Source organism: Bacillus sp. MM09(2025) (genome assembly GCF_050496725.1).
Taxonomy (GTDB): Bacteria; Bacillota; Bacilli; order Bacillales; family Bacillaceae; genus Bacillus; species Bacillus pumilus.
The window spans coordinates 2,003,393-2,015,075 of the sequence record NZ_JBNWEN010000004.1 but is presented as its reverse complement, the minus strand read 5'-3'; the positions used below and the strand labels follow the sequence as shown (position 1 = coordinate 2,015,075).

Annotated in this window: 10 protein-coding genes; 3 read left to right on the top strand and 7 right to left on the bottom strand. The window is 42.0% G+C overall.

All coding sequences use genetic code 11. The features are described from left to right. Positions 1-44 precede the first annotated feature (44 nt). The 5 genes from ACQYAC_RS16515 to ACQYAC_RS16495 form a co-directional block, all read right to left on the bottom strand. Positions 45-1,244, bottom strand: a complete 1,200-nt coding sequence (locus ACQYAC_RS16515) for an MFS transporter (protein WP_058015576.1) — start codon at positions 1,242-1,244, stop codon at positions 45-47. 133 nt (positions 1,245-1,377) lie between these two features. Then, positions 1,378-2,565, bottom strand: a complete 1,188-nt coding sequence (locus ACQYAC_RS16510; protein WP_429943715.1) for a CamS family sex pheromone protein — start codon at positions 2,563-2,565, stop codon at positions 1,378-1,380. A gap of 15 nt (positions 2,566-2,580) precedes the next feature. After that, a complete protein-coding gene (ligA, locus tag ACQYAC_RS16505; protein WP_429943714.1) occupies positions 2,581-4,587 on the bottom strand; it encodes an NAD-dependent DNA ligase LigA in 2,007 nt (668 codons plus the stop codon). 44 nt (positions 4,588-4,631) lie between these two features. After that, positions 4,632-6,854, bottom strand: coding sequence for a DNA helicase PcrA (gene pcrA, locus ACQYAC_RS16500; protein ID WP_012009165.1), 2,223 nt, complete (start codon positions 6,852-6,854; stop codon positions 4,632-4,634). A 57-nt stretch (positions 6,855-6,911) separates the two neighbouring features. Further along, positions 6,912-7,604 carry a heptaprenylglyceryl phosphate synthase gene (locus ACQYAC_RS16495; RefSeq protein WP_058015577.1) on the bottom strand — a complete coding sequence of 231 codons (693 nt, stop codon included), beginning with the start codon at positions 7,602-7,604 and terminating at the stop codon, positions 6,912-6,914. A gap of 272 nt (positions 7,605-7,876) precedes the next feature. Between ACQYAC_RS16495 and ACQYAC_RS16490 the strand changes: the two genes are divergently transcribed. After that, complete coding sequence (locus tag ACQYAC_RS16490; protein ID WP_429943713.1) at positions 7,877-8,290, top strand: DUF2283 domain-containing protein; 414 nt, start codon at positions 7,877-7,879, stop codon at positions 8,288-8,290. Here ACQYAC_RS16490 and ACQYAC_RS16485 read toward each other — a convergent pair. Further along, the gene (locus ACQYAC_RS16485; protein ID WP_003214314.1) at positions 8,271-8,501 is read right to left on the bottom strand and encodes a hypothetical protein; all 231 of its coding nucleotides are present in this window, start codon (positions 8,499-8,501) and stop codon (positions 8,271-8,273) included. The two genes, ACQYAC_RS16490 and ACQYAC_RS16485, sit on opposite strands and share 20 nt — an antisense overlap. Before the next feature lie 139 nt (positions 8,502-8,640). On the opposite strand from ACQYAC_RS16485, the gene ACQYAC_RS16480 reads away from it, so the two are divergent. Together ACQYAC_RS16480 and ACQYAC_RS16475 are read left to right on the top strand one after the other, a co-directional pair. Then, positions 8,641-10,221 (top strand): FMN-binding glutamate synthase family protein, encoded by a 1,581-nt coding sequence (locus tag ACQYAC_RS16480; RefSeq protein WP_268497736.1) that lies wholly within the window; start codon positions 8,641-8,643, stop codon positions 10,219-10,221. Between the two features lie 159 nt (positions 10,222-10,380). Continuing rightward, positions 10,381-10,845, top strand: coding sequence for a DUF3916 domain-containing protein (locus tag ACQYAC_RS16475; RefSeq protein WP_429943712.1), 465 nt, complete (start codon positions 10,381-10,383; stop codon positions 10,843-10,845). 116 nt (positions 10,846-10,961) lie between these two features. On the opposite strand, the gene ACQYAC_RS16470 is transcribed toward ACQYAC_RS16475, so the two are convergent. After that, a complete protein-coding gene (locus ACQYAC_RS16470; protein ID WP_058015515.1) occupies positions 10,962-11,276 on the bottom strand; it encodes a YerC/YecD family TrpR-related protein in 315 nt (104 codons plus the stop codon). Positions 11,277-11,683 lie beyond the last annotated feature (407 nt).

The following is an 11,683-nucleotide window of genomic DNA, read 5'->3' as shown; positions in this document are numbered from 1 at the left end:
TAAAGCATATAATAGTATTTTTGTAAATAATTGAGATAAAATGTCTAAATTTGTTCATTTTTTAATCTAGACGCTAGGAAGGCCGACACAGTAAACAGGGCGACATTTATAAAAAAGACGACTCTTGCCCCAAAGAGATCGGTCATGGTACTCATAACGAGAATGGACATCCCGTATATAAAAGTTGATAGTGTATGTTGAGCTGATAGTATTTTGGGCAATTCAATTTCACTCAGTGTATCTTGTACATAGGTCCGAATGGAAATGCTGCGAAGCTGAAAGGCTGGCCCTAATAAAAAGACAAACAACAAACTCATCCATGCAGAATGATTCAATCCTAAACAAAGGGTTAGCACAGCAACGATCACCGAACTGTAAAAAATGTGATCAAACAAACGCTGTTCCACATGTTTTGCGAACCGCAGTACGAGCAGGCCGCCTAGAATGGTTCCGCCAAAATAGCTTGCGTTAATAAAGCCCCACCATGTTTCTGGCTGGTGTAAGACTTCTGTGACATACACAAGAATAATGGCACCAGTCCATATACTTCTACCACTCATGGATAGCATTTCTAATATCGTTAATGTTCGAATAGTAGGCTTAGCATACATGAGCTTCCATCCTGAAAAGACCCTTGTAGTAAATGATTCAGACTGTTGCTCTTGTTTAGCTGCAGCCCCAGTATCAATGATAAAGAGCATAGATAGGAGCGACAAACTGTATAAAACAAGTGTCGTCAATAGGAGAAACTGTGGTCCAAGAATGCCAATAAACAGCCCTCCTAACAGCCAGCCTAGTAAAAGGACCATTTGGTCAGAAGTTAAGATATAACTATTAGCTTTTAGTAAAAAGTTCTTTTCTACTAAACGCGGGATCATCGAATTTCGAACAGGAATCGTTCCTCCATCTATCAAAGAAAGGAAAAATACAATAATAAAAAAGAAAGGAATAGTAAAAGTTGATAATTGTAGAATATAAATGAAAATCAAGCAGCCGAAGAAAGCAATTTGACACATTTGTAAATAGATAATGAGTCTTTTTAGCTTAAATTGATACATAAAGAAAGGAATAAGTACCGCCCCAAGTGCTTGTCCAACAAACTGCGAGACAGCCACCATTGAAGCAATCAGTGTAGAATTTGTTAATTGATATGTCAGGATGGTTAAAACGAGGACATATAACGAATCCCCAAAATTAGCTAAGGATTGTCCCCCTAATAAAAAGTAAAATGATTTGTTTTTCATATTTGTCTCCATTTTCTCTTCATTATCACCCATAATAATACATTATTTTCTACACTTCTACTTTTTATAACAATATATTCTTAATTTGATACATTTTTCCTAATTTAAAAAACCGCCAAAAGGCGGTTTTTATTTAGTCATATATATGGATGGTTGGTTCTTTGTCTTCAGCATTTTTCGTGATCAAGGCTTCTTGTTGATCTGATGATGTGATGTTAATTTCGATATTGGTACTCTTATAGTAATCCATCACTTCACCTGTTAAATATTGCGTGAAGGCTACGACTTCCGTTTTTCCGTAGAACTGCATTGGAATTTCGACTTTCATTTTTTGCAGGTTCCCGTTTTTGTAAAAGCCTTTTCCTACGACACCCGTGTAATTCGGGAAGTAGTCTTCGACTTTTGTTTTGAAGCGGTCAAATCGCTCGGAATCATCTTTGTAGTTGCCTTTCGCATTATCTGAAGGGAAGAAGACATTCTCCTCTTTGATCGTATCCCAATTGCCAATATCAGCTGAGCCTGCTTTCACATCTGTTTTGGCGATAAAGTTTCCTGGCACGATAGATGATTTTGGTGCTTGCTTATAAAGGGCAATCATGACAGGCACTTTTTGCAGCCCATCCATTTGACGAATTCGTTTGATCACTTGTTCAGCAATTTTTTCGCCTTCTGACAGTAGTTTCTTTGAATTTTTCGAAGAATCGATCGTCACTTCTTGCTGCGGATCACCGATATTTTCACGGTAATAATAAACAGAGTTCAGCGCAAGTCCAATGACAACTCCGCCAAGCTGTAAGCTGTTTTTATCTTTTCGAATTAAGTAATTATGCTCTAGCATCGAAGCTAAGTAAATTGGACTATTTTCATTTTTAGACTTTGTTGAACCTGAGTTCGGGAGAGCAGGATTTAAGCCTAAATTCTTAAAGTCCTTATCTTCTTTTTCTGCCTTTTTCAGATCACTGCCTGTTTTTTTGCGCGCCAGCCAGCTGAGAACGGTGTCCTCATCTAAATGCTGTCCTTCTTGGAAAAGGTAGTCGTTTGTATTAAATGACTCTGTTGCGAGACGCATGAGTCCTGTTTCAAATTCATCGATGTCCAAACGTGTGTTGAGACGCTCTGCTGTTAATCCTCTCGCAGCTCCTTGTTTAAACGGCAGCACCATTTTGTAATAAGAGTCAGAGATATTGTACATCGGGATGATGGCAGTTTCCTTCGTTTCATCCGTTTTTTGTGTGACCTCTTCCTCATCCTTTCCCCCAAAAGGTGCACACGCTGACAATACCAGTGTGAGCATTGTCATCAGCAATAACAACTTTTTCAATAGAAAACACTCCTCTTATTTCTTTAGCTCCTCGAGCATTTTAGCTTCGTCCCAAATTTCAATATTGAGTTCTTCTGCCTTTGTCAGCTTACTTCCCGCTGCTTCTCCAGCAATGACTAAATCTGTTTTTTTACTCACACTACCTGCCAGTTTACCGCCTAATGCTTCGATCGCTTCTTTTGCATCGTTTCGCGCCATTTCTTCTAATTTCCCTGTCAGCACAATGGTTTTGCCTGCAAAATAGGAATCACTTTCTTCAACCTTCACCGGTTTTGGTCCTGTATAGGTCATATTGACCCCAAGCTCTTTTAGTTCATTTAGCAGATTGAGTATTTCTTCTTTCTCAAAGTACGTGACGACAGCATCAGCCATTTTTTCACCGATTTCATCGACTTCGAGTAATTGTTCTTTCGTCGCTTGCTTTAATTGATCGATATCGCCGAAATGCATCGCCAAGGTCTTTGCCGCTTTAGAGCCAATAAATCGGATACCGAGTCCAAATAGTAAACGCTCTAATGAGTTTTCTTTCGATTGCTCAATCGAACGCAGTAAATTATCGACAGATTTTTCGCCCATTCGCTCAAGTTGAATGAGCTCTTCTTTCGTTAATCGGTAAAGATCGGACACACGAGAGACAAGCTGTTCTTGGAAAAGCTGTGTAATGACACGCTCGCCAAGCCCATCAATGTTCATTGCATTGCGGGAAACAAAGTGAATGAGTCCCTCACGTATTTGGGCAGGACATTCTGGATTGATGCAGCGTAAAGCTACTTCGCCTTCAATTCTCACAAGCTCACTATGACACTCTGGGCATTCAGTCGGCATGTGAAACGGCTTTTCTTCTCCTGTACGCTGATCGATCAGTACGCCTGCGACTTCCGGAATAATATCGCCCGCTTTTTTCACAATCACTTGATCAAAAAGGCGAATATCCTTTTCTTTGATCAAATCTTCATTATGAAGAGAAGCACGCTGTACTGTCGTTCCTGCTACTTTGACAGGCTCAAGGATCGCCGTTGGTGTGATGACACCTGTACGCCCGACACTTAGTTCAATATCAAGCAGCTTCGTCACAACCTCTTCAGCTGGAAACTTGTACGCAACCGCCCAGCGGGGACTTTTTGCTGTAAAGCCGAGCTCTTCTTGCTGTGCTAACGAATCGACTTTGATCACAATTCCATCGATTTCATATGAAAAGTCGGCACGCTTCGTTTTCATTGTTTCAATGAGCTCAATCACTTCCTCAATCGTTTGGCACGTCCGTCTTTCTTTGTTCGTTTTAAAGCCAAGTTCGTCGAGAAGATCAAGTCCTTCGCTTTGCGATTCAACACCAATTTCATCAAGCTCCGCTATACTGTAGACGAAAATATCAAGGTTTCGTTTCGCCGCAATTTTTGTATCAAGCTGACGAAGTGAGCCTGCCGCCGCATTACGCGGGTTTGCAAACGGCTCTTCTTCGTTTTGTAATCTTTTTTCGTTTAATGCTTCAAAAGAAGGTTTTGGCATAAATGCCTCGCCTCTCACTTCAATTGACAAAGGCCGTTTGATTTTGAGCGGGATGGAACGAATGGTTTTGAGGTTTTCAGTAATATCCTCACCCGTTGTCCCATCTCCACGTGTGGCACCTCGGACAAACACGCCATTTTCATAACGGAGAGAAACAGCGAGTCCGTCAATTTTCAGCTCGACATTGTATGAGATATCGTCACCGACTGCTTGACGAACCCGGCGGTCAAAATCAAGAAGGTCCTGTTCATTAAACGCATTCCCAAGGCTGAGCATCGGTGTGCCGTGACGCACTTTTTGGAAGGCGTCTAACACAGCGCCTCCTACTCTTTGCGAGGGAGAGTCCGCTGCTTTTAAATCAGGGTGCTCTTCCTCTAAAGAGATCAGCTCACGCATCCGCGCATCATACTCAGCGTCAGGAACACTTGGACGATCAAGTGTATGATATTCGTAGTTGTATTGGTTTAAAATCTCGTGCAGTTCCTCGATCCGGCATTTCGCTGCTTCTTTATCCATCTGCTTCTTCCTTTCAATTCATCCGTTTTATAAGTCCTATTGGTTTATTGCTTCTCAATTGGCGCAAATGCTGCGAGAAGACGCTTAATGCCTGTAGGGCTTGGGAAGGCAATATCAAGCTCTGTGCTGTCTCCACTGCCTTTTACACTGACAACCGTTCCAACGCCCCATTTTTTATGAGCCGCTTTATCGCCCACAGCCCAGCCAATACTTCCGCCGCCTGTGTTTTGAATGGTTTGAGTTTGCGGACGTGAGACAGGTCCCCGTCTTTGCGGTCTTTCTCTTGTTTGGCCAAATGGTGTTTTTGTTTCTTTTTTCTCATTTAGGTTGTCCAATAAATCGGCTGGTATTTCTCGAATGAATCTTGATTCAAGGTTCATGTTTGTCCGGCCGAAGAGTGTTCTCATCTTGGCACTTGATAAATAGAGCTCTTCTTCCGCCCGTGTGATGCCTACATAAGCAAGGCGGCGCTCTTCTTCCATCTCTGCATCTTCCATTAATGAACGGCTGTGCGGGAAGACACCTTCCTCCATGCCCATTAAGAAGACAACAGGGAATTCTAGACCTTTTGCGGCGTGAAGCGTCATTAAAATGACCGCATCCTGATCTTCTTCCTCATTTTCATCCAGCTTATCGATATCTGCGACAAGGGCTAGATCTGTCAGGAAGGTCACAAGGGACTTGTCTTCATTTTGTTCTTCAAAGTTCTTAGTCACAGAGAGAAACTCGTCAATATTTTCTAGACGGCTTTGTGCTTCAATTGTTTTTTCTACCTTCAGTGCTTCACGATAGCCTGTTTTCTCTAGGATTTCTTCTGTTAATTCTGTGACAGATAAATAATCCTGCATATTTGTCATTTGATCAATGAGCTGTTTAAATTCATCAAGCGCATTGGCTGCCCTTGCACTGAGTCCAATGAAATCTACCTGAGCAAGTGCTTCAAACATAGACAGGTCATTCATCTCCGCATATGCCGCAATTTTATCAACAGATGTAGCACCGATTCCGCGCTTTGGTACGTTCACAATTCGTGCAAAGCTAATGTCATCATCTGGGTTAGCTACTAGGCGTAAGTACGCCAAAATGTCCTTGATCTCTTTTCTATCATAGAACTTCGTGCCGCCGACAATGTTGTATTGAATGTTTGACTTCAATAATGTTTCCTCTATGACACGAGACTGCGCATTGGTCCGATAAAGAATCGCAAAATCGGATAATTTACGCTTGCCGCTCTGATGCAGCTGATGAATCTTTCCAGCAACAAATTGTCCTTCACCGAATTCATTATCTGCACGGTAATAGGCAATCTTCGCTCCTTCATCATTTTCTGTCCAAAGATTTTTCGGCTTACGGTTTGAATTGTTTTGAATCACCGTGTTTGCGGCATTCAGAATACGTTTAGTTGATCTGTAATTTTGCTCAAGCAAAATCACTTCACTGGACGGATAATCTTTTTCAAAGGAGAGAATGTTTGTAATATCCGCTCCACGCCAGCGATAGATGGACTGATCTGAGTCACCGACCACACATATATTTTGAAAACGTTGAGCGAGCAGTTTCACAAGCATGTACTGCGCTCTGTTCGTATCCTGATACTCATCGACATGAATGTATTGAAATTTTCGCTGATAGTGTTCCAATACTTCAGGGATGCGCTCAAACAGACGAATCGTCATCATAATAAGATCATCAAAATCGAGTGATTGGTTCTTGAGTAATCGTTTTTGGTAATCTGTATAGACGTCGCTGACCACTTGATCATAGAAATCACCGGCTGTTTTGGCGTATTCCTCTGCGTCAATGAGTTCGTTTTTTGCACTGCTGATTGAACCTAAAATGCTGCGTGGATCAAACTTTTTAGGATCGATATTTCGTTCTTTTAAAATGTTTTTAATGACTGAAAGCTGATCAGACGTGTCTAATATAGAAAAGTTGCGATTTACCCCAATACGGTCAATATCGCGTCGTAAAATGCGCACACACATGCTGTGGAACGTAGAGATCCAAATGTCATCCGCACCAGGCCCTAAAATGGCTTGTACACGCTCACGCATTTCACGTGCTGCTTTATTTGTAAACGTAATCGCTAAAATGTTCCACGGAGCCACATGCTTTTCTGCCATTAAGTAAGCAATTCGATGTGTGAGCACCCGTGTCTTTCCGCTCCCTGCTCCTGCCATCAAGAGTAGCGGACCGTCTGTTGCTTTGACCGCTTCTTTCTGCGCGTCATTCAGCCCTTCTAATAGATGATTCGATATTTCATTCATTCCATTCACCGCCAATCCGAACTTATGTTCTATTTTAACCCGTTTCGTCTTGTTTGACTATGATGATTTTTTGACTGCGCTCACTGTCTTTAATGCTTCTTTGAAATTGTCATAAATGACGTTTCCTACAACAACCACGTCCGCATGCTGCGCAAATTCTTCTGCCTGTTTTTCGTTTTCAATGCCTCCGCCATAAAAAAGAACCGTATCAGAAAGCACTGCTTTCGTTTCTTTCACAAGCTCTATATCTCCAAGCGTTCCGCTGTATTCTAGATAAAAAATGGGCAGCTTCATCAAATGCTCTGCCACTCTTGCATATGCTCTTACGTCATCGATGTCCAGCGCTGTATTTGCTTCTGTGAGCTTGGCCGCTTTACATTCTTCATTTAAAATAACATAGCCTTCAGGCACGATCTCTTCCATTGACATCAAATCACCGAATTCCTTCATCGCGTCCTTGTGAAGCCCAACAATCCAATCAGGGTGAGAGCTGTTTAAGACGGTCGGGATGAAATACAGATCGAAGCCCGGCACAATCATTTCATGTGTTGAGATTTCAAGCACACATGGCACAAGAAACCGGCGGACCTTTGACATCAACTGGAGCACGTTGTCCTCTGTCACATTGTCACTGCCGCCAATCAATATAGCATCCGTACCAGATTCACAAATCGCCTCTAGCTGCTCATCGGATATTTCTTTATTTGGATCGAGTTTAAAGACGTGCTTCCACTCGGTAACATCATACATGAAAAATGTTCCTCCATTCGTTTCATTCCATTTAAATATTATAACAAAATCAGTGACCGCAAAAAATGGGTAACCTCCTTCAGCTAAAAGTTTCATTCTTTTGAAAATGGTGTTCGTGACTTTAGGATAGAATGCTGAAAACATCTAGGAGCTGAGAGGGCTGATCTTTGACCGTTCACTGATAGGAGAGCTTTGTATCACCACATGTTATTATACAATAAAGGGACATTTTACTATTGTTCAAAAAACCATACATAAAGCAGGTGACCCACTTGAAAAGAACCATCACATATGATCAAACGATCGACATCGGATACATCTATCTCCTGCCTGTGGGAATCGGGACAATCAAAGAAACCATTGAATTAGATGTGAATGAATGTGTAAACGCAGATATCGACAAAGAGGGCCGAGTAGCTGGTCTGGAGCTATTCGCAGAAGAAGCCGAGGTTTTGAAGCATGCACCTGTTTATGAGGATGAGCTTTCGTTACGTTTTACAGATCAGGACGTTCTCTCAACCTTTCATTTATCAGGCATTGAATTTCATTTCACGACGCCTGATCACAAAGGGCTGATCGGTTTTACGATTGTCGATCCTCTTCGATATAACATCAAAAGAAAGACAAGAAAAAACCGTTTTGAATGGTCAAAACGGTTTTTCCAAACTATTGTCTCACTTCATTGAAATAATGGACGGATGTCATGGCCCCTTCATCGACCATTTTGTTGTCTTGAATATCTAATGGATCAGGGTGTCCAGCTTTTTCAGGAATTTTTTCATCTGAGCGGAACATGCTTGCCCATTTTTTGAGATGCTGTTTGTTTTTTACTGCTAATAACACTGCACCACCAACCCCTAATCCTGCAAGTACATACGCATTCGGACGCTTATTCATGTATGTTCCCTCCCCTTATGATCTTATTTGTAAGTTACCCCGCCTTTTCATTTCTAAACGTTACAATCCGTTGAAGTGGTTTCTCTTTAGATGAAAAGTGGAATAACAACAGCAATGATAGAGAAAAGAGGGGATCTTCATGACAACAACTTTCATTGTCATTGGCGCACTATTAGTAATTTGTTTCATCATACCAATCATTTTATTCATCTGGATTTGGGTGCGAGATGAAAAACAGGAAGAGCATTCTGTCCTGCGAAATTATCCGGTCATTGGAAAGCTGCGGTTTATTTTTGAAAAAATAGGACCTGAGCTTCGCCAATATCTGTTTTTGAATGATCGGGAGGAACTTCCTTTCTCAAGAAGAGAATACGAGCAAGCTGTCATGTCTGGGAAGTACAAAAGCCGGACGATGGGCTTTGGATCAAAACGTGATTTTGACAAGCCTGGTTACTACATTCGCAACGTCCTATTTCCAAAGCAGCGAGATGAGTTACGCATCGATCAAACTGAAAAAATCCAAACAAAAGTGTACCAGATTGATCAAGACAATTTACTGCGAAGAAGTGAACATACCAAAGAGGTTGAAGCAAAACCTTACTATCTCCATCAAGACGATGTCCAAGTGATTGGTGAGCACACATGTCAAAAGCCTTTCCGTGTAAAAGGCCTGATTGGACAGTCTGCCATGAGCTACGGATCTTTAGGCGACAGGGCCATTACAGCACTATCCTCTGGATTAAAGATGGCCGGCGGTACGTGGATGAACACAGGTGAAGGCGGGCTTTCTCCCTATCACCTCAAAGGCGGAGCCGATATCATATGCCAAATTGGGCCCGGTCTATTTGGCGTGAGAACAGAGGATGGCGCTTTTTCCTTTGAAGAATTTAAGAAAAAAAGCGAGCATGAGGAAGTCAAAGCCTTTGAGCTGAAACTGGCACAAGGAGCTAAAACACGCGGCGGTCATATTGACGGCAAAAAAGTCACTGAAGAAATTGCGAATATCCGTCAATTGCCGCCCCACCAATCCATTGACAGCCCAAACCGATTTGAGATGTTCCACTCCATTCCGGATATGTTTGATTTCATTGAACAGCTGAGAAGTATAGGCGGAAAGCCTGTCGGCATCAAGCTTGTGGTCGGACATAAAGAAAACATTGAAGAGCTTGCGGCGTACATGAAAAAAAGCGGAAAGCATCCTGATTTCATTACAGTGGATGGCGGAGAAGGCGGCACTGGTGCATCCTTTCATGAATTGGCAGATGCCGCAGGGCTGCCGATTTTCACGGCACTCCCAATGGTTCATCAAATATTGAAGGAATACGGTGTCAGAGATCAAGTAAAACTCTTTGCTTCTGGCAAACTTCTCTCACCTGATAAAATTGCAATTGCCCTTTCCATGGGTGCTGACTTTGTCAATATCGCACGAGGACTCATGTTTTCAGTCGGATGCATTCGCGCCCAAGTGTGCCACACGAATAAATGCCCAGTCGGGGTCGCCACAACTGATCCAAAGCTGCAAAAGGGTTTATCAATTGAAGAAAAGAAATACCGAGTTTGCAATTATATCCTTTCTCTAAGAGAAGGCTTGTTTAACTTATCCGCAGCCGCTGGAATTGAATCTCCCATTCATTTTAATGAGAAACATATTGTCTATAGACAAGAGGATGGTCAGACAAGTGAAGTGCCTATCTTTACAGGAACACAGCCATCCGTATAGTTTGAGAAAGGTGCGTTTTTGCACCTTTTTTTCAATTGACATTTTGGCTCAATCGCGTATAAAGAACTTAGACAAATGACCAGGAATTGGAGAGTTGGAGGATGCGTGAGAAAAAGGTTCGCGGGATGAAACGGAAGACGAATGAGATGGTGACAAGAATTGAGGAAAGTACACGAGAGTTCCCGGCAGATATTGAACCCGGCAGATATTGAACAAGGTTATTGGCATCTGCCTCTACCGGTTGCTTATGATTTTATTTGTACAAGCAAAACACCTCAAAAAATCAAGCGATTGTCCTTCCAGACACTGATAAATAGAGCTGAACATCTCATTGATTTGAAGCCAATTGATGGAGAAGTATATCGTGTCGTGGTTGCAATAGATGCCACTGAATTATGGGGTTCACAAATCATTGTGTTTAAAGGAGATTCCTATTTTAAAGACTTTTTCAATAGACATGATGATCAGAGTTGGCTGCCTCTTTCCGGTGCGAGAAACATTCAAAGGGAATGGGGTTTATCTGTGCCAAAGGATAGGCAAATCATAGGTTTTAAAGACATCATCGCTGACGAAGATGGCATCTCTTACGAAGGCGAAAGATGGTTTATCGGCGAGCTAAAATAAAAAACAGGACCCGCTTCACTCAGCCAGTCCTTGCTTGTCTTTTCAGCGCTCTTCATAAAAAAAACTGTAAACAACTCTATTCTTGTTGAAAAGGATTGTTTACAGTGAAAGCTGCTTTATTTTGTTTCGTCATTTGTCTGCTGTTCTGCTACGCGGTCAAGTGCCATCGTATAGGCATCATTTCCATAGTTCAAGCAGCGTTTGACACGTGAGATGGTTGCAGTGCTCGCACCTGTCTCCGTCTCAATTTTATGATACGTGTTCCCCTCGCGAAGCATACGCGCTACTTCAAGACGCTGTGATAAAGATTGGATTTCATTGATGGTACACAAATCATCAAAGAATCGATAGCATTCTTCCAGGTCTTTAAGGGATAAGATGGAGTTGAATAACTGATCTAAGCTTTTGCCCCTTAATTTATCAATTTGCATCTTTATACATCTTCTCCTTTACTATTGGCACCGCTTCGCACGACAATCTGCGGAGAAAGCGGTATCTTTCCTGACTAATTTTTTTCAACCTCAGCAATGAGCTTTGAACGAATCATGACAGGTTTGGTTATACGCTGGAAATGCCGTCAGTTCTTTCGTAAGCCGAAGCTTCTTTATCGTATACAAATTCGACAAGTTCTGTCATTTTCCTTGTTCGACAATCTGACAAACTTGTTTGCTTCCGATATCAAGATCACTTCTGCTTAATTAGGTCTGCCCTAAAAATACAGGCTGTGCGGAAAGCTCGGCGAGACCAACATGCGCCCCGCCTTGCTCATCAATTATTCAAAATATGTTGGTCGGCCAGCGTAACCGACAGATTCATTTTTCAATCAGGGCATTTCACT